General features: G+C 44.6%; 13 protein-coding genes and 4 tRNA genes. 3 read left to right on the forward strand and 14 right to left on the reverse strand.

The genetic code is table 11. The features are described from left to right. Positions 1-15: 15 nt before the first annotated feature. From ACMXYW_RS13675 to ACMXYW_RS13725, 11 genes are all read right to left on the reverse strand, one after another. Complete coding sequence (locus tag ACMXYW_RS13675) at positions 16-585, reverse strand: hypothetical protein (RefSeq protein ID WP_415904412.1); 570 nt, start codon at positions 583-585, stop codon at positions 16-18. Between the two features lie 59 nt (positions 586-644). After that, positions 645-1,082: a hypothetical protein gene (locus ACMXYW_RS13680; protein WP_415904413.1), complete on the reverse strand. Its 438-nt coding sequence runs from the start codon at positions 1,080-1,082 to the stop codon at positions 645-647. A 306-nt stretch (positions 1,083-1,388) separates the two neighbouring features. Beyond that, on the reverse strand, positions 1,389-3,026 hold the full coding sequence (locus ACMXYW_RS13685; protein WP_415904414.1) for a sensor domain-containing diguanylate cyclase: 1,638 nt from the start codon (positions 3,024-3,026) through the stop codon (positions 1,389-1,391). 310 nt (positions 3,027-3,336) lie between these two features. Further along, positions 3,337-4,269, reverse strand: a complete 933-nt coding sequence (locus ACMXYW_RS13690) for a diguanylate cyclase (protein ID WP_415904415.1) — start codon at positions 4,267-4,269, stop codon at positions 3,337-3,339. 433 nt (positions 4,270-4,702) lie between these two features. Continuing rightward, positions 4,703-4,778, reverse strand: a tRNA-Lys gene (locus ACMXYW_RS13695). Positions 4,779-4,819: 41 nt separating this feature from the next. Continuing rightward, positions 4,820-4,895, reverse strand: a tRNA-Lys gene (locus ACMXYW_RS13700). Positions 4,896-4,906: 11 nt separating this feature from the next. Next, positions 4,907-4,982, reverse strand: a tRNA-Asn gene (locus tag ACMXYW_RS13705). Between the two features lie 17 nt (positions 4,983-4,999). After that, positions 5,000-5,087, reverse strand: a tRNA-Ser gene (locus tag ACMXYW_RS13710). A 177-nt stretch (positions 5,088-5,264) separates the two neighbouring features. Further along, complete coding sequence (locus ACMXYW_RS13715; protein WP_415905892.1) at positions 5,265-6,914, reverse strand: electron transfer flavoprotein-ubiquinone oxidoreductase; 1,650 nt, start codon at positions 6,912-6,914, stop codon at positions 5,265-5,267. Between the two features lie 40 nt (positions 6,915-6,954). Further along, positions 6,955-8,733 carry an acyl-CoA dehydrogenase gene (locus ACMXYW_RS13720; protein ID WP_415904416.1) on the reverse strand — a complete coding sequence of 593 codons (1,779 nt, stop codon included), beginning with the start codon at positions 8,731-8,733 and terminating at the stop codon, positions 6,955-6,957. A 207-nt stretch (positions 8,734-8,940) separates the two neighbouring features. Continuing rightward, positions 8,941-9,999, reverse strand: coding sequence for an AraC family transcriptional regulator (locus tag ACMXYW_RS13725; RefSeq protein ID WP_415882356.1), 1,059 nt, complete (start codon positions 9,997-9,999; stop codon positions 8,941-8,943). A gap of 282 nt (positions 10,000-10,281) precedes the next feature. On the opposite strand from ACMXYW_RS13725, the gene ACMXYW_RS13730 reads away from it, so the two are divergent. The 3 genes from ACMXYW_RS13730 (at position 10,282) to ACMXYW_RS13740 (ending at position 14,583) form a co-directional block, all read left to right on the forward strand. Further along, complete coding sequence (locus tag ACMXYW_RS13730) at positions 10,282-12,195, forward strand: DUF1302 domain-containing protein (RefSeq protein ID WP_415904417.1); 1,914 nt, start codon at positions 10,282-10,284, stop codon at positions 12,193-12,195. A 28-nt stretch (positions 12,196-12,223) separates the two neighbouring features. After that, positions 12,224-13,564 carry a DUF1329 domain-containing protein gene (locus ACMXYW_RS13735; protein ID WP_415904418.1) on the forward strand — a complete coding sequence of 447 codons (1,341 nt, stop codon included), beginning with the start codon at positions 12,224-12,226 and terminating at the stop codon, positions 13,562-13,564. Between the two features lie 182 nt (positions 13,565-13,746). Continuing rightward, on the forward strand, positions 13,747-14,583 hold the full coding sequence (locus tag ACMXYW_RS13740; protein ID WP_415899151.1) for a S1 RNA-binding domain-containing protein: 837 nt from the start codon (positions 13,747-13,749) through the stop codon (positions 14,581-14,583). 104 nt (positions 14,584-14,687) lie between these two features. Here ACMXYW_RS13740 and ACMXYW_RS13745 read toward each other — a convergent pair whose 3' ends face one another. From ACMXYW_RS13745 to ACMXYW_RS13755, 3 genes are all read right to left on the reverse strand, one after another. Next, positions 14,688-15,422, reverse strand: coding sequence for a glutathione peroxidase (locus tag ACMXYW_RS13745; RefSeq protein WP_415904419.1), 735 nt, complete (start codon positions 15,420-15,422; stop codon positions 14,688-14,690). 139 nt (positions 15,423-15,561) lie between these two features. After that, on the reverse strand, positions 15,562-17,745 hold the full coding sequence (locus tag ACMXYW_RS13750; protein WP_415904420.1) for a putative bifunctional diguanylate cyclase/phosphodiesterase: 2,184 nt from the start codon (positions 17,743-17,745) through the stop codon (positions 15,562-15,564). Positions 17,746-17,939: 194 nt separating this feature from the next. Next, positions 17,940-18,968, reverse strand: coding sequence for a succinylglutamate desuccinylase/aspartoacylase family protein (locus tag ACMXYW_RS13755; protein ID WP_415904421.1), 1,029 nt, complete (start codon positions 18,966-18,968; stop codon positions 17,940-17,942). Positions 18,969-19,000 lie beyond the last annotated feature (32 nt).

Below are 19,000 nucleotides of genomic sequence, written 5' to 3' on the forward strand. Positions count from 1 at the left end.
CATTTCGGACATATATTACTTATTAAATTTTTTCCTAACACGATCCCATAGCGATTGACTGGAGCTGGTATCCTCAGTGTGTCTATTACCGTTATTTAAACGCACTATCATCTCTGAATGCTTCTTTTCTGCTTCCCTGATGTCTTTTAACCAAGCTTCGCTATCATTTATGGAGCGCCACTGATGAACAGCTTCATGCCCTAATGATTTTTTAAGTGGGCCGCATGATGGCCATCCTCCGTCATGCCCACGACCTATTTTAAATTCTAGGGCGTGTTTATAGAAATGCTCACTTGAAACCTGTCCAATTACCTCAATCCCATTAACTAGTTTCGATGCGTACATTTCGATACATGGTACGACATAACCCTCAAAGTTAGTGGTATGAATAATTTCTAGGTTATCAGTATCGATTTCGGAAAGATCGAAGTCATGATCAAAAACAGCATTGGTGATTGCAACATGAGACCCGGAGCTATATGACTCACTCTTTTCCCTATGAGTCAGCACAATAGAACAAACCCAATAACCATCCAGTGGGTTCGATTTGAGCAGATCTCCTTTCTCTATATTCCTTTTCTTCACGCTGCCAATACCCGAATGAATAATACTAAATTACCACCCTTTGAAAATTTGCGCACACCTCAACCGTGCTCTTCTTTATCTAGTTCGTCGATCTCACTTTTCACATTCTGATAGGAAACTACGGATAGAATTTTGGGGCAAGCACTGTGTTCTACTGGTTTGGTACATTCGATTGATGATAATACCCCATCACAACAGAACACTTTTACAGTGGCTTTTCCATTAGTGGAATTGACTTTAAAAACTCCAAGAGAATGCTCATCGCTTAAATCTTCTGTCTTCGGAACTGATTCAATATCTTCGAAATAAAATGCAGACACCCTATCTGTTTGTCTTTGAATCCTATCCAAGTGGTTCAACTGAATATTGATCGCATTTCTATCATTTTCGGTAATATGTTCTCGTAAACTATCTAAAACAGTTTTTTCAAAAGGGGATATTTTACGAGAACCACCATACAACAGATCCCTTCCTAACCTTTTCATTAGCTTCATCATATAAGGCTGCTCAAACAGTTATATTTTGAAAACACACAGATTCTTTATCTATGCAGAAAGGGAAATGGCATTTGAACTGCACTATCATTTTCCTCCAGTGAAAACGACCACGTACAAAATTGGATAGAAACATCCTGTCCTGTAACTATGTATTAGCCCCACATTAGAAGCAAGCGCTCTGATGTCCGCTTCTGGCACAAAGCAGAAGCTACAACAACACCATCTCTTTCTCTAGGCGCAGCCGTCCTCTAGCCACGCAGTGGCGTCCTAAAAGGCGAAGCCGATCTCTAGCCGCGAAGCGGCGTCCTAAACAGATTGAGACTTATATTTCTGTTTCGCTTTATACATATTTTGGTCAGCAATGCGTAATAGCTCTTCAGCTGCGCCTGCATCATCTGGAAAACAACTGATTCCAATACTGACACTGATTTTATGATTGGGTAATTGCTCTACAGAGAATGATTTTTCTATAGTTTGATGAATCTTACTTACAATGAGCTTAGCTTCTTCCAATGAGTTTGTGTCGACCAGTGCAGCAAACTCATCACCGCCAATTCGAGCAACGATATCTGTTTTTCTTAAACAAGAGATCAGGATTCTAGCTAACTCAATTAAGACCTTATCTCCAACCTCATGCCCAAAATTATCATTTATAGGCTTGAAGCTATTAAGATCAATATACAGTACCGCTATCTTTTTCAACTGACGTTCAGCGCGAATTAGAGCACTCTCTAATTTTGAAAAGAATAGCCTTCTATTTGGCAGCTTAGTAAGGGGATCCTCATAAGCTTTTGTCAGCAACTCCTGAGCAACCTGAGTATGATCTTCTGGGTTTTGAAAAACCAAGACAAATCGATCAGCGAGTTTAGATTGAGCAGCAACCTTATGAAGCGAAGCAAAATAAGTACTATTCTTGTTGTCACAGAGTTCCCCGCTCCAATAGTGATTAGTTCCTAAGCACTCTTCAAGGCTGCACTTGCCACCTGCTGCATCAAAAAAATAATCAAATACGGAACCCTCCGGCCTCTCATCTAAATCAAATGCCCTCTGAGCCGCTGAATTTGCAGCTAATACTTCAGACTGAGCATTTAGAATAAAACAGGGGTTATTGGTCACCTCGAAGAATACCGAAGCTATTTGGCGATTCTGCTCAGCCTGACTTTCAAACGTAACGTTAGTGCCAATACCCAAAACCCCATTTACTTCACCGCATTCATTTACCAACGGCAGTTTATGCATATCCAGTAATCGGCGTCTACCATCTTCATAGGTTACCCATTCATCATCTCTGTGAGCCTCCCCGGTATCCAGAACCTGAGCATCTATACCCCGAACATAGCCTGCAGACTCCTTGGACATAAGATCTGCATCTGTTTTTCCTAAGATTTCATTCGAGGGCTTATTAATAAACTCTTCAAAACTGCGGTTCACTACCTGGTATACACCCTTATCATCTTTGGCGAAGATAAAGTCCGGGAGCGTATTTATTATGTTCTTAAGCAGAGTTCGTTCTTTTTTTAGAAGAACACGTTCCTCTTCTAGTTTTTGCGTTGCATTTATTAGCTCAGTTATATCTCGGGCCACAACTGCCACACCCAAGCCTTCCGTCAAAGGACCACTATAAACCGAGTGCTTGCTATGAATATGAATGAGATTACCGTCTGGGCCAGGTCTCGAAAATTGAAACTCAAAGGACTCCCCCGCCAGTGTTCTATCTAATGCAGGCTTCAAAAAACCGTTGAATACTTCGGGGCCATGAAGGTCACTTACGTGGGTGCCTAGAATCTCTGAAGCAGGCTGCTGAAACATAAGTTCATAGCCACGACTTACCGCACGGTAGATATAATCCTTATCTACGATAGAAACCGGATCATTTATATAACTGAGAATCGATCCATCGATATCATTCAAGCTTGATGAGAGAGGCTTAGGATCAGCACCCATATGAAACAGGCCTATAACAACTTTAAGATAAGTATAACTGTATTATTTACTTTTACGCTCAATAGCTAAGGAGCACAAGACGACAAACAAGCTGATAAAATAAAACTTTATTTTACAGGCATTATGAAACTGATATAGCTAGAAGGGAGGAAAATATAACTGCCGAAATAAGATAGAAGCACCCTGTACTCACGCTTTTTCTCTAGGCGAAACCGTCCTCTAGCCACGCAGTGGCGTCCTAAAAGGCGAAGCCGTCCTCTAGCCGCGAAGCGGCGTCCTTTCCTAGCAACTAGCAACTAACAACTAATACCTAGCCACTCTTCTCCCGATACATCCTACTATCAGCCTGCTCCAGCCAATACTCAATCGCCTGATTACCAGCAAGCATCACACTACCAATACTGACACTTAGCTGATTTTCCTTAAGCCCCTGGCTAATTCGCTCAGCGATTTTATCTAAGTCAGCCTGCGACTCTGCAGCAGCGAGCACTACAAACTCATCACCAGACATACGCGCAGAGATATCATTTTCTCTGATAGAGCTTCGTATAGCTTCTGCAAGGCTCTTAAGAGCTTGGTCGCCAGAACTATGACCTTGACGATCATTAATTCCCTTAAGGTCGTCTAGATCCAAATAGAGTAAACCTAAAGCCATTCCGGTGCGTTTGGCGAGTACCGAGTAATGCGTTGCTACAGACATAAAGCCACGACGGTTATAAAGCCCTGTTAGCTCATCTGTCATTGCCAGGTTAGAAATCTCTTCATACTGAGAAAGGAGACGCAGATCAGCCTCGATCAGATCTCTAAACTCACTCACCAGATCTATGTATTCAGCGCGGTAATCTGTGGATTCAAAATCCATGACACAGATGGTTCCAAACGGCTCGCCTGATGGCCACTGCACCGGCAAACCTAGGTAGGAGCTAAAACCATCATTAGCAACTTCAGGGTTGGTATCCCAAGCAGAATCCTCTTGGGCATTTTTGACATATAGTTCATGCCCTTCCTGCACGACTTTTTTACAAAAAATGTTGGTATCCGGCGTAATCTCTACCCCAGCAGGGTATGGATTCGATTCCTGATCACTGGCAATCACTACCTGATAGCCTTTTGGGCGATACTGGACAATAAAGCCCGCAGGCGCTTGAAAGATTCGCGCCATCACATCCACTGTTTTCTGCCACTTATCCAATGGCACCAGATCATCCTTTTCCTCGATTACCCACTGGTCGGGATGCAACATAAAACCCTCTAGAGAAACAACTGTATAGAAACCACTCACTAACTTTAGCAGTTATTCAAGAAATAGAGTCCGAGCTGGATCAATAGTTCAGTAAATTTAGGATCGCCAATGATAGAGATTAACAAAGCAACCTCTATGCGCAGCCGTCCTCTAGCAGCGCAGCTGCGTCCTCTAGCCACGAAGTAACGTCCTAAACGGCGAAGTCGTGCTGAATTTCAGGCATAAAAAAACCAGCTCAAGGCTGGATTCTTAAAGTGGTGGGTCGTATAGGATTACTAATGCCCTTCGGGCCAGCGTCGCAAGCTCCCTTTTATTTAAGGGAATAGTTTTCTACAGGCTTCGCCCTGCGAATCGAACCTTTTGACGGTTCTCATCCTATACAACGAGTATTTTTCAGGCATAAAAAAACCAGCTCATGGCTGGATTCTTAAAGTGGTGGGTCGTATAGGATTCGAACCTATGACCAATTGGTTAAAAGCCAACTGCTCTACCGACTGAGCTAACGACCCACATAAGATTGCGAAAGAATTTCGCTAAAGAAGTTTAAGAGTGGTGGGTCGTATAGGATTCGAACCTATGACCAATTGGTTAAAAGCCAACTGCTCTACCGACTGAGCTAACGACCCAACTCTTAATATGGCTCCCTGAGCTGGACTCGAACCAGCGACCAATAGATTAACAGTCTACTGCTCTACCAACTGAGCTATCAGGGAACTGCTGTTCCAGTAAATGGCGGAGGGATAGGGATTCGAACCCTAGGGCCCTCTCGGACCGCTGGTTTTCAAGACCAGTGCTTTCGACCACTCAGCCATCCCTCCGCAGGAACGGCGCGTATATTATCGCAATGAGTTTTTGTGTCAACTAATTACGTACTGTTTTTGCAAAAAAACTGATTATTTTTCAAAGTTTTTTCAGTTTCTGGAAATTCGACTAAAGATTAACCAGAAACGATTAAAAAACAACCGGATAAACACGCCTCACCGGATTTCTACAAACTACATATTTGGATAATTTGGTCCGCCCATACCTTCTGGGACTACCCACTTAATATTTTGGGCCGGATCTTTAATATCGCAGGTCTTACAGTGTAGACAATTTTGCGAGTTTATTTGGAATCTTTGCCCCTGTTCATCCTCAACCACTTCATACACCCCAGCAGGACAATATCGCTGCGCAGGTTCAGCATAGGTTGATAGGTTTGAACCTAAAGGAATACTTTCATCCTTTAACTGAAGATGGCACGGCTGATCTTCTTCATGATTGGTATTTGAAAGGAACACCGAACTGAGCTTATCAAAGCTGATCTCGCCGTCAGGTTTTGGATAACTAATCTCTTTGCACTCAGAAGCAGGCTTCAGTTGTGCGTAATCGGCATGAGTATCGTGCAGCGTAAATGGAATTTTGCCACCAAAGATATTCTGATCGATGTAGTTAAAGGCCCCACCTAACAACGGACCAAACTTATGCATCGCAGGGCCAAAGTTACGTGAGCGGAATAATTCATCATACAACCAAGAAGATTCAAACTTCTGCGCATAACCGCTTAGCTCTTTACTACCCTCACCCGACTGAGTTAACTCATCGAAAATCGCTTCTGCAGCCAACATGCCCGACTTCATTGCCGTATGCGTACCCTTAATCTTCGAGAAGTTAAGCGTACCGGCATTACAACCAGCAATGATGCCGCCTGGGAAGGTCATTTTAGGCAGGGCATTAAAACCACCTTTTGTAATCGCCCTAGCACCATAGGAGACGCGCTTGCCGCCCTCTAGGTACTGTTTTAAAACGGGATGATGCTTCATACGCTGAAACTCATCAAACGGGCTTAAATATGGATTGGAGTAGTTCAGATCGATAATCAAACCGACAACCACTTGATTACCCTCTGTGTGATAGAGGAAGAAACCGCCACTCGCGCCATCACTCAATGGCCACCCTGAACCATGCACAACTAAACCGGGCTTATGCTTCTCAGAATCAATATCCCACAGTTCTTTTATACCCAAGCCATAATGTTGAGCATCAGCGTCGGCTGATAGGTCAAAGCGCTCTATCAACTCTTTGCCTAAATGCCCACGGCAGCCTTCTGAGAACACCGTGTATTTAGCATGCAGTTCCATACCCGGCATATAACTATCTTTCTGATCTCCTGATTCAGTAAGACCCATATCGCCAGTAGCAATGCCTTTTACACTGCCATCTTCATGGTAAAGAACTTCTGCTGCAGCAAAGCCAGGAAAGATTTCCACACCAAGCTGCTCAGCTTGCTCCGCCAACCAACGGCATAGATTACCCAAGCTAACAATATAGTTACCGTTGTTATGCATCGTTTTAGGAACCAGCATATTAGGAACCTGGGTGGCTTTTTCCTCGTCTTTGAGCATAAAGATCTGATCTTCGGTCACCGGAGTATTTAACGGTGCACCCTGCTCTTTCCAATCAGGAAACAACTCATCTAAAGCACGGGATTCAATGACTGCGCCCGATAAAATATGTGCTCCAACTTCAGAACCTTTCTCTACCACACAAACGGTTAGTTCTTTTTCCGCTTCTTGAGCTTGCTGCATCAAACGGCAGGCTGTGGATAATCCAGCAGGACCGGCTCCAACAATGACTACATCAAACTCCATTGATTCACGCGCCATATCACTCATAACTCACCTCTCTCACCTATATGGCGTCTACTTAAAACTGTTCTTCAGAAAGCTGCATCACCGCATCACCACCTGCCATGACTGCGCTCAACAGTCCTGACGTACGAGGTAGCAACTGCTCTACATAAAAGCGTGTCGATACTATTTTGCTTTCTAAGAATGACTGATCGCTTTCAGGATCATTTAGCTTAGCTTGGGCAATGCTGGCTGATTTAACCGATAACCAACCACCACAAAGATAACCAAGCAACATCATAAAGCTGACACTGGCTGCACCTGCTGCAGCTGGATCTTTACTCGCGGTTTCCAATACCCATTTTTTAGCTTCTTCTGCATGCTTAAGGGCATCACGGATCGCGCTAACTAGGTCTTGCAGTTCAGGTTCGGAGATCTGATCAAGATCGCTAGCAATTTCGCTCAGTAAATCAGTGAGTGCAGCACCACTATCTACCAAGGTTTTTCGACCGATCAGGTCTAAAGCCTGAATACCGGTTGTACCTTCATAAATCGTCAAGATACGGGCATCGCGATAATGTTGTGCAACGCCCGTTTCTTCTATAAAGCCCATACCGCCGTGCACTTGCACCGCAAGATAGGTCATCTCTTGCGCTAACTCTGTTACCCAGCCTTTTACAATCGGCGTGAGAAGATCAGTTCGCGCCTGATGTTTAGCGCGTTGTTCACTATCTTGAGCATGCTGACAAAGATCACTTTCGGCGCGAGCAACATAAGTTAATGCGCGCATAGCTTGAATACCTGATTTCATCTGCAACAACATGCGGCGAACATCAGGGTGCTTCATAATCGTAACGCGAGAACCATCCCTCAAGGTTCCTTGAACACGATCTTTGGCATATTCCAACGCCTGTTGATAAGCACGTTCCGAGATAGCCAAACCTTGTAGGCCTACACCTTGGCGCGCATCGTTCATCATCGTAAACATGCAAGCAAGGCCATTATTTTCCTCACCTACCAAGTAACCAATGGCACCGTCGTTATCACCAAAGCTCATCACGCAGGTAGGACTGCCGTGGATACCTAGCTTGTGTTCCAGCGCCACAGCCGAGGCATCGTTACGTTGATCAGTTACTTGGCCATTTTCATCCAACAAAAATTTAGGCACAACAAAGAGAGAAATCCCTTTTACACCGGCCGGGGCATCAGGCAAGCGCGCCAATACCAGATGAACGATATTCTCAGTCATCTGATGGTCGCCCCAAGTTATAAAGATCTTCTGGCCAGTAATTCGGTAGTGATCACCTTCTGGTACAGCACGCGTTTTCAGGGCTGCTAAGTCAGTACCAGCATCAGGTTCGGTTAAGTTCATGGTGCCAGTCCACTCACCACTGATAAGCCTAGGAAGGTAGTGCTGCTGTAGCTGTTCACTGCCATGAGTTTCTAGAGCTTCAATCGCGCCCTGAGTCAGCAGAGGACATAAAGCCCAAGCCAAGTTGGAAGACTGCCACACTTCGTTAACCGCAACAGAGAGTGCGTTAGGTAGACCCTGACCTCCAAATTCAGGATTAGCCGCAAGCGATGGCCAGCCGCCTTCACAAAACTGCTGGTAGGCATCAGAAAAACCAGGCGTTTCCTGTACTTGGTTATCAACTAATTTTGCTCCTTGCTGATCACCAACAACATTTAGAGGAGCAAGCTGTTCCGTGCCTAGCTTAGAAGCCTCATCTAAAACCGCTTCAGCCAAGCCTTCAGCAAATTCTTCTAGACCTGCTGAATGACAAATCTGTTCTAACCCCACCAGCTCATTCAAGACAAAAACACCATCTTGATACGGGTATCGATAATCGCTCATTGTATAACTTGCTCCGTCTTAACCTGCTTACCGCTTAGGTCGGCTCAGGCTTTTTATTGTAATAACTCGACGTTAATTCACATTGGGAAATGCTATTAACATAATCGTTCCAGCGCCCATATCCAGCAATAACATTTCACACCTCAATGACTAACAAAAACGTTCTAGAAACAAAAAAGGCCCTATGATTAGGGCCAATTTATAGCATTAAGAATCAGCTAATTGCTGGCAATAGCTATCACTACGCCGATATTCCCCTGGAGTCATACCTGTCCATTTTTTGAATGACCTAAAGAACGCGGAGGGCTCTTCAAATCCCATCAACCCTGCAACATCATTGATCGATAACTGTGGGGAATTCATATAGTTAAGCGCAGCTAGCTTGCGACACTCATCTTTGATCTTTTGATAGGAGGTATCTTCTTCCAACAATCGACGCCGTAGTGTCGATACTGACATATGTAGTCGATACGCTACTTCTTCAGCACTTGGCAGATCCTGACTAAAGTCCTTACCAATCAAAGCCACCACTTGGGACTTCAAACTGGTGTCATCATCCACCATTACGATCAGCTGATAAGGAGCAGTTTTTAAGAAACTACGCAAAGTCTCAGGGGTTTGAACAATAGGAAAATCCAAATAACGCGCAGGAAAAACGATGGCATTATCATGCTGATCAAATTTAACTTCTGACTGAAAAAGGGTTTTGTATTGCGCCACATCGTCTGGCTCAGCAAAGGAAAAATAGGCTGCTTTCAGCTCTAATCTTTTGCCAATTAGCCAACATAAAAAATGCTGCCACATCGATAGCGAAGTTCGAATACGCCCTGGTATTTCGTCTTTTAAAATCTCTTCCATAGAGACTTCAGCCGCGTCCGTTGTGGTAAACGAAACCTTCGCAAAACGGCCTTTGCGCACCAGATAAGGTTTAACTTTTGTGCCGCGACAGATCTCATGAAAATCACTGGCACGATAGATCGCTTTCTCTAGCGTTGTACAGTGAATTAAGCAATGACACATCATGCGGAAGGTTCCATTTGGCACCTTACCGCCACTCAACATTCCGAAATATTCGTCTTGAGCGATGTAATAAATGCGCTGATAGAGCAAACCAAACTTATCCGCTGGAAATTCAGTCTGATTACCAATTTCGGCCGGATCGATACCGACATGGGTCAACAGCTGTTCAACGCTGAAGCCTTGCTCTTCAACTAATTGCAATAAGTGACGGACGTACCCAGCGGGTACGGTAATTTTACGCTCCATGACTCTCTAACCTATTTTGTTCTTATTTTTTGATGAAACGCACTTCCCTTTCTTATTCATGAACTATTATGTTAATAATTTCAAGCTAACGAACTATTTTGTTAATAACTTTGCCCTCAATTGTTATTGAGAGATTTTCTTAACCCAGTGAACATGGATAGCGTTAAAGACTCTGTAACTACTCTGTAGAGCCCGTTTTATAAACCTACCGAGTAGCCGCAATGGATTTAGATAGAAAACACAATTTGCGCCTTAAAAAAATAACAACGCTAGGTGAACGAAATGGCAACAAAAAACCGGATTTTGCGTCGCAGCAAAAAACCATCCTCGGTGTTTACACGCCAACTACTGCCGTTACTAATTGGTAGTGCAGTAGGCATAAATCAGGCTCAAGCAATTGAATTTAATCTGGGTGATATTGAAGGTCGCTTTGACTCTCAGATCTCAATGGGAGCGAGCTGGCGTATGGATGACGCATCTTCAAAGCTAATTTCGCAAGGAAATGGTGGTACTAGCCTTGGCTCAGGTAGTTACGATGACGGTAACCAGAACTTTGATAAAGGTGAAACCTTCTCTCAAATCGTGAAAGGTGTACACGACCTTGAACTACGCTATGAAAATATGGGCGTATTTACCCGAGCTAAATACTGGTACGACGCTGAACTGGAATCCGGTTCCAGAAACCATGGCCACTCGCCTAACCTTTATGATCCCGGCGCAGAATTAGACGATTCTGGATTTAACGATTACGCCAAGTTCGGTGGTTTCGAAGTATTGGATGCCTACTGGTACGGTGCATTTGATTTAGGCGAAAAACCACTCGATGTACGTGTTGGTCGCCAAGTTGTTAACTGGGGTGAAAGCACATTTATTCAAGGCGGCTTAAACGCGATTAACCCTTTTGATGTTAATGCTTTCCGACGTCCAGGCGCTGAGGTTAAAGAAGGCTTACTTCCAGTAAATATGGCTTTTGCGTCACTAGGCCTAACAGCCAATCTAAGTGTTGAAGGTTTCTACCAACTTAAATGGGAACCAACAGCGATCGACGGTTGTGGTACCTATTTCTCCAACAATGACTTCGTTGGAGAGGGTTGCGACGGCATTCGGATACAAACCACTGACCCAGTTCTATCTGCGTTATTAGGTGTGAACGTATCGGATCAAGAGTACTTTAACAACTTAGGTACAGGCGGTGTATGGGCATTGTCAGGGGTAGATCTTGGAACAGCGATTAACCCTGTTGTTAATCGACATGAAGATGGCCGCAGAGAAGCCGATGACGATGGCCAGTTTGGTATAGCACTACGCTACTTTTCAGAAGAACTGAATAATACCGAGTTCGGTTTATACTTCTCTCGTTATCATAGCCGACTACCAGTAACGAGTGGTGTTAACTCCTCAGTATCTGCAGCCGATCTACCCACCATTGCCGGCGGTGTGAGCCCCGCAGCAGCAGCTATAGTAGCAGCATTCGATTCTGAATATTTCGTTGAATATCCCGAAGATATCGAAATGATCGGCCTAAGCTTTAATACCAATATTGGTGATATTGCTTGGTCAGGTGAGATCAGCCATAAAACCGACGTTCCTGTTCAGATAAACGGACCGCTATTAGTAGGCGCGATTCTTCAACAGAACGTTGGAGGTGTAGGTAATACTGCAGCCGATAATCTAATTGCATCAGCGGGTGCTGGCGGTGAAGTATCTGGTTTTACTCCATTCGATGTAACCCAAGTCCAAACAAGCTTTGTCAAATTCTACGATCAGGTATTAGGTGCTAGTCGCTTAACCATGGTAGGTGAATTAGCCTGGACTCACGTTCATGATTTGGATGAGAGTGCCAACGCGCTTAAATACGGTCGTAATGGTGCATTCGGTTACGCCGCAGGTGATACCGATGGTTTCGTAACTCAGGACTCTTACGGTTACGTATTGCGCGCTAACCTAAACTATCCAAACGCTTTTGCCGGTGTAAACCTAACGCCACAAATCAGCTTTAAGCACGGTTTAGAAGGTTATGGCCCTCAGCCAGGTGCTGCATTTAATGAAGATGAGAAAACTCTCGGTTTGAGCCTAACCGCTGATTACCTGAATAAGTATCAAGTTCAGCTTTCTTATACCGACTTCTTCGGTGGAGATTTCAACTCTATTGAAGACCGAGACTTCCTATCAATTAGCGCATCCGTTTCTTTCTAAGATCAGCAGATAAATGGAGATATACACTATGTTTAATACCAAGAAACTTCTGCTGAGTTCGGCGATTCTTTTTGCCTCGGCAAGCGTTTATGCCGCAACACCTGAGCAGGTAGCTCAATTGGGCAATCAACTAACCCCGATCGGTGCGGAAAAAGCGGGTAATGCAGCAGGTACGATTCCGGCATGGACCGGCGGTTTAGAAAGTGGTTCTGATCGATACAGCAATCCGTTTGCAAGCGAAAAGCCACTATTCACTATCACTGCAGCCAATGCTGATCAGTACAAGGATAACCTTACACCCGGCCAGATGGCGATGTTGCAAAAGTATTCTGATAGTTACTCTATCCCTGTGTACCCAACCCATCGTACAGCCGCATTACCAGCAGATGTTTATGCTGCAGCAAAACAGAATGCTTCCAGCGCAGAACTAACCGATGGCGGCAACGGCCTATCAGGCTTTGAAACAGCAATCCCTTTCCCAATCCCTGAAAACGGTTTAGAAGTTATCTGGAACCACATGACTCGCTACCGTGGCGGTGCATTGGAAAGGACTTTTGTGCAAGTACCTGTGCAAGCTAACGGTAATTTTACTGCGGTAAAAATTAACGAAAAGATGTCTTGGCCAAGCGCTTTAGAAGGCGGCTCTGATGCTAAGAAAGATGACAATATCCTGTTCTACTTTGTCCAGCGCGTTAAAGCGCCATCACGCCTAACAGGCAACGTGCTACTGGTTCATGAGACGATGAACCAGATTGCACAACCTCGTCAGGCTTGGACTTATAATGCCGGTCAGCGCCGTGTTCGTCGTGCGCCTCAAATTGCATATGACGCACCGGGCACAGCCAGTGATGGGCAACGTACGACCGATAACCTTGATCTATTCAACGGCGCTCCTGATCGCTACGAGTGGAACCTTGTAGGCAAACAGGAGCTTTACATTCCATATAACAGCTTCAAGCTAGCTGATCGTGGGTTGAAGTATGAAGATATCCTTCAACCTGGCCATATGAATCCAGAACTAACGCGTTATGAGCTACATCGCGTGTGGAAAGTAGAAGCAACGCTTAAAGATGGTGAACGTCATATCTACGCGAAACGTACATTCTACATCGATGAAGATAGCTGGCAGATTGCTGTTGTCGATCACTACGACGGTCGAGGCGAGCTATGGCGTGTAGGTGAATCCCACCAGTTCCAATACCGTGATGTAAATGTGCCTTGGCTGACTGCTGAAGCGCTCTATGATCTTCAATCGGGTCGATACCTAGTGGGTAGTTTGACCAACGAAGAAGGTAATGGATTCGACTTTAGCCAACGCTTTAAACATAAAGATTTTACCCCACAGGCGATCCGTCGCATGGGTAAATAAACCCGTTCCATGCAAGCAAGTAGCGTAAACGAATAATCCTATCTTATTCTGATACGCAGAAAGCCTCCTTATTTTAAGGAGGCTTTTTTCGTTTTAGAGCTTTTATATTGAGCGATGGACTAGGATAATACTGTGCTTAGCAGCGATGCTGCTCCTTCTACTCATTATCGAAAGGTTTTCCCATGGCCGCTATCGGCAAATACAACACTCTGGAAGTAATCAAAGAGAAAGATTTTGGCGTTTATCTGGATGCAGGTGAACTCGGCGAAATACTTTTACCTAAACGTTACTGCCCAGAAGATTTAGAAGTCGGCGACAGTATCCGCGTATTTATCTATCTTGATACCGATGATTATCTGATTGCGACCACGGAAACACCTAAGGCGATCGTTGACGAATTTGCCATGCTGAAAGTCTCAGAAGTAAACGATGTAGGTGCTTTCTTAGACTGGGGCCTTTCCAAAGACGTGCTTCTACCTTACAGCGAGCAAAAGAACCGCCCTGTTGAAGTAGGTAAACGCTATCTGGTTCGCTTGTATCTAGATAAGAACACTAACCGTATTGTGGCATCCACTAAGATCGATAAATTCTTGGATAAAACACCACCTCGTTACAAAGCAGGCGAGGAGGTTCAGTTGGTCATTGCCAACCGTACCGACCTAGGCCAAAAAGCGATTGTTAACCACGAGCACTGGGGCCTGATCTTCCGTAGCGATGTATTGAAAACGGTTTACCCTGGCCAAAAATTTAAAGGCTACATCAAAGAAGTACGCGCGGACGGCAAGATCAACCTTTCCATGCAAAAGCCGGGATACAGCAAGGTTGTAGATACCGTACAGCAGATCCTAGATATGATGGATGAGCAGGAAGGATTTATCACGATCAATGATAAATCCTCACCAGAAGTGATCTACAAGCACTTTGGCATTAGTAAAAAGGCATTCAAAATGGCTGTGGGTGCTCTACTAAAACAAGGCAAGATCACCATTGAGCCGGGCGGATTGCGCTTAAAAGATTAAGATCCCTCTTGATAAAAATGAGAATAAAATGAAAAAGCCGTAGCAGATCTGCTACGGCTTTTTTGTTTCTCCTATTCATCCTTAACCTTTCTAAAAACGTCGGTTTATCCCTTCAACCACGCTTCAAGATCATCAGCACCGCCAATCAATTCACCATCGATAAAGATCTGCGGCGTTGTGCCGTGCCCTGAAACCGCTTGCAACGTGCTGAAACTTACTCCGTGGCTACCTAGCTCAATCGCTTCGTACTTGTAACCGTTGTCAGTCAGCGCTTTCTTAGCACGTGTACAGTGCGGGCAACCTGGCTTACTCAATACTGTTACGCGTTTTGGCTGTTCCGCTTGCGGATTGATGTAATCCAGCATGGTATCAGCATCAGATACTTCAAACGGGTCGCCTGGAAGGTCAGCCTCGATAAACATCTTATCGATCACGCCATCTTTCACCAGCATGGAGTAACGCCAAGAACGCTTGCCAAAACCTAGGTTGTCTTTATCGACCAACATATCCATCGCTGCGCTGAACTCACCATTACCGTCTGGGATAAAAGTGATGTTGTCTGCATGCTGATCTTCAGCCCAAGCGTTCATTACAAATGTATCGTTTACAGAAAGGCAGATAATGTCATCAATACCATTTGCTGCGAATACTGGCGCAAGCTCATTGTAGCGAGGCAAATGCGTGCTAGAACATGTTGGTGTAAATGCACCCGGCAGTGCGAATACAATTACGTTCTTACCTTTGAAAAGCTCTGCAGTCGTTACATCAACCCACTCATTACCCTGACGAGTGTGAAAAGTTACTGCTGGGATATTCTTACCTTCGCTATTCTGTAGCATGACTTATTCCTCTAAGTGTCGCGTCTGGATGACTTGCGTTTCGTTAGAGTTAATATAGGCGAAAACGTTGAATAAAAATAATTAAACAAAACTAATCGGTTGATAGCCTAGAGCTATATGGAGATTTCCTATACTACAATTAAGAGTGAATCTCTTTCGGAAGGAATTCTAAGAATTGATCGAAGGGTACCGGACGCCCAAGGAAATACCCCTGAACATAATCACAACCAAACTCGCGAAGCATATCTAGCTGTTGCTGGTTTTCAACACCCTCAGCTACGACTTTGATGCCCAAGGTTTGACCCATTTTGATGATTACCTCGACCAGCGTTCTGTCCTGCTCATCATCCAAGAGGTCGATCACAAAGCTACGATCAATCTTCAAGTAATCCGCAGGATAGTGACGTAGGTAATTAATCGCAGAATAGCCCGTACCAAAATCATCAATAGAGAAAGCGATACCTTGCTCACGCAAGCGTTTGATCTTATCTAACTGACTATCGCCACCTTCCATCAACAACGACTCGGTAATCTCAAACACCAGATTGTTGTGATCCACATCGTGACCATCAATAATCTGCAACCAACGGGCGTCAGCATCTTTCGGGAAAAATTCCGCCACAGAACGGTTAATCGAAATCTGCATATCGATACCTGCCTGCTTGAACTTATCAGACAGATGGCAAGCCTCATCTAAGATCCATTCACCTAGGCTGCGAATAGCGCCTGTCTGTTCTGCAACTGGGATAAAATCTCCAGGGGAGACTATACCTCTAATAGGATGAATCCAGCGTACAAGTGCCTCACATTTGGCAATTTCCTGGGTATCCAAAGCAACGATAGGTTGGAGGTAGAGTTCAAACTGCCCTTCACGCAAGCCTGCCAGTATGTCGTTATGCAACTGGACATGATGCTTCACTTCCTGACTCAATGCTTCATTAAAGAAGAAAATTCTATTTTTACCGGCACGTTTAGCTGCATACATCGCACGGTCAGCATTCTGCAATAGCTGTTGCATGCTATGTCCATCTTCAGGGTACATAGCAATACCTAAACTGTGTGTAACCGAGAGGTACTGGCCATCAATAAGATAAGGCTCCCCCAGTTCCATCTGAAGTTTTTCGGCAAGCAATTCAGCCTGAGTAGCAGATTCAATATCACGCAGAATAATAACAAACTCATCACCCGCTAGACGTGCGAGCAGATCATCACTGCGTACAATGCTGCGCATGCGCCCTGCAAACAAACGTAAAAGTTCGTCTCCGGTGTGATGCCCCCAGTTATCATTAACCTCTTTAAAGTAATCGAGATCGATAAAGAACAGCGCAAACATATGATTATGACGTTGATGATCATAGATCATTGCCTGCAACTGCTGGCCGAAATGGTAACGATTTGATAAGCCGGTCAACGCATCATAGTTTGCACGGTAAGTTGCCGTTTCGATCGCTTGAAGCTTTTCACGGTAATTCAGAGCAATCAGGTAAGTAGCCATAGCCAAAACAAAGCTAACCAACAAGCTAATAAGCCAATAGCCCAGAACTTGTCTGTTTTTAACCTGCCATCCACCTTGCGGATAAGCAGCTAACTGCCAACGCCCCAATGGTAGAATAACATCAACGGTTACCGCATCTGGGTGGAAGGTTTCTTTATTACCAAAGAACACATCACCATCGACACCTAAGCCATCACTACCTCTCAAGGCTATCTCATTGCCCCAAAGACGAATATCTATCCCAGCTTTGTGCAACAGGTCTTCATCATCGATCACAGCTGATACAATACCCCAAAGCATATTTCGATCTTCACCCACAAATACTGGGACTCTAGCGATAAGGGCTGTACCTCCTTGGACGAGGTTTACTGGACCGGAAAGGATAATTTCATTGCGCTTAATCGATTCCATAACCGCTGGTAATTGATCTGGAAGCTCTCTGTAATCTAAACCTAACGCAGCTTCATTACCTTTAAAGGGATGGATATTGGTGACCACTAAACCGGGCGCCAAGGCGATATGCCGAATGCTTAGTTTTGTTTGTAGATACTCTTCCACAAGGCGAGAAAATTCACCTTGGTTGATATCAGAATTGATTGCCACCTCAGCTCGTAGCCCCCTCAATACAACAAGGTGAGCATTTACTTCGCCCTCTAATCGGGCGCCTAAGGTCAAAAGATTTACAAATGCCTGCTGTTTAATGTTTTCGCGAATACGCTCAAATTCATGACTCACAAAGAAAGCTGACACCAGCATCACCACCCCAAAGACAATCGCAGAAAATGCGAAAGGGTTTTGGGTAAGCGACTTTAAAATGCGCGGCATCATGAGTAATACAAGCTCTCTATACAATCAATTAATCACGTTTTAGTGCTTAGTGACTATCCAGCAGATGTTATAAGACCTTAGTTATACAGCTTTACCGCTGCATAATAAATAGATCAGAATGCCCGTTTATAAATCGATTTTCTCATTTTCCCGCGCAATTTTAGATTGCAATCAAGCTTAATCTTTTCAATTAGTTAGGTATCGACGACCTCATGTTCGGTTTCCGCAGCGGCATATAATAAGCAATCACTGAGGGCGATATCTGGCCGAGTGGTAATCATAAAGAGCTTCAGTGGCTGTGCGGTGACGAGTAGATTGCCCTTAATATCAAAGAAACGAGAAAAAACATCAGCCCCTTCAGCGTCATGAACTTTTAAGTTTTGCTGGCAAGTACCGCCCCCCAACCAAGCGATTAAAGTGCCCCGCTCTACTGCGCCAAAGTTAAATTGATCTAATTGCGCAGGTACGGTCAGGTCGGTCCCGATCACATAACTATCAGCAAAGGCGATCGTCGTTTCCGGCTGAAGCTCTAAACGAACTGGCTGGCGGTACAGATCTAGATGGTGACCGTGCTCTAACTGCATTACCTCCTCTTGATAGAGAAATTTTTGTAAACCTTGCCACGCGATCTGATTGGCCGTTTGATCTTTAGCTCCCCCACACTCGATGGTCGCTACCGGACAGCGACGCGTACTTCGCTCCATCAACGCGCCTAAGCGCAGATCGGTTACAACTAAACGTTCACTAAAAAGGGAGACGAGTGCTTCATGTGCTTCGCTCACATAAGTCACTACGCCAAAATCTGGGCTATGCCCTGAGGTGTTATGAATATCGAGGATGCACTCAGGTTGATAATCCTCAAACAGCTCTAAGATCTCTTCAGCAAGTTGCCCCGGTGCATCCGTAAAAGGAGGGAAGAAACAACGGTTCATATCCCGCTGCCCAGGATATACGCGGTTTTTATACATGGGTTCCAAAATAGCAGCAGGAACAGAGGGTATAAAACAGAGCAGATTAAACAGCGGCCTTTGCTCCTGCTTTAACCATTTGTGTAGCGCATTAAGGCCAGAGGGTTCATTTCCATGCAATAGGGTCACTAAACCACGGGTACGCTCGCTCCGCTCCCCTTCGACATAGATCATCACCGCTTCGCCCATCTCTTTTAAGAACACTTCTGGGCTTTCCAATAGTTGCTCAGAAGTAGGATTTATCAGCGTTCTCATACCCTATGCCCTTCCATATAAAGCACCTCAAC

This window comes from Neptuniibacter sp. QD48_55 (assembly GCF_047778115.1).
GTDB lineage: Bacteria > Pseudomonadota > Gammaproteobacteria > Pseudomonadales > Balneatricaceae > Neptuniibacter.

Excerpts from the sequence above, each read along its gene's own strand:
- ACMXYW_RS13720 (WP_415904416.1), bottom strand. The coding sequence starts at position 8,733 with ATGAGCGATTATCGATACCCGTATCAAGATGGTGTTTTTGTCTTGAAT.
- ACMXYW_RS13735 (WP_415904418.1), top strand. The coding sequence starts at position 12,224 with ATGTTTAATACCAAGAAACTTCTGCTGAGTTCGGCGATTCTTTTTGCC.
- ACMXYW_RS13715 (WP_415905892.1), bottom strand. The coding sequence starts at position 6,914 with ATGGCGCGTGAATCAATGGAGTTTGATGTAGTCATTGTTGGAGCCGGT.
- ACMXYW_RS13730 (WP_415904417.1), top strand. The coding sequence starts at position 10,282 with ATGGCAACAAAAAACCGGATTTTGCGTCGCAGCAAAAAACCATCCTCG.
- ACMXYW_RS13745 (WP_415904419.1), bottom strand. The coding sequence starts at position 15,422 with ATGCTACAGAATAGCGAAGGTAAGAATATCCCAGCAGTAACTTTTCAC.
- ACMXYW_RS13690 (WP_415904415.1), bottom strand. The coding sequence starts at position 4,269 with ATGTTGCATCCCGACCAGTGGGTAATCGAGGAAAAGGATGATCTGGTG.
- ACMXYW_RS13725 (WP_415882356.1), bottom strand. The coding sequence starts at position 9,999 with ATGGAGCGTAAAATTACCGTACCCGCTGGGTACGTCCGTCACTTATTG.
- ACMXYW_RS13740 (WP_415899151.1), top strand. The coding sequence starts at position 13,747 with ATGGCCGCTATCGGCAAATACAACACTCTGGAAGTAATCAAAGAGAAA.
- ACMXYW_RS13680 (WP_415904413.1), bottom strand. The coding sequence starts at position 1,082 with ATGATGAAGCTAATGAAAAGGTTAGGAAGGGATCTGTTGTATGGTGGT.
- ACMXYW_RS13755 (WP_415904421.1), bottom strand. The coding sequence starts at position 18,968 with ATGAGAACGCTGATAAATCCTACTTCTGAGCAACTATTGGAAAGCCCA.
- ACMXYW_RS13685 (WP_415904414.1), bottom strand. The coding sequence starts at position 3,026 with ATGGGTGCTGATCCTAAGCCTCTCTCATCAAGCTTGAATGATATCGAT.
- ACMXYW_RS13750 (WP_415904420.1), bottom strand. The coding sequence starts at position 17,745 with ATGATGCCGCGCATTTTAAAGTCGCTTACCCAAAACCCTTTCGCATTT.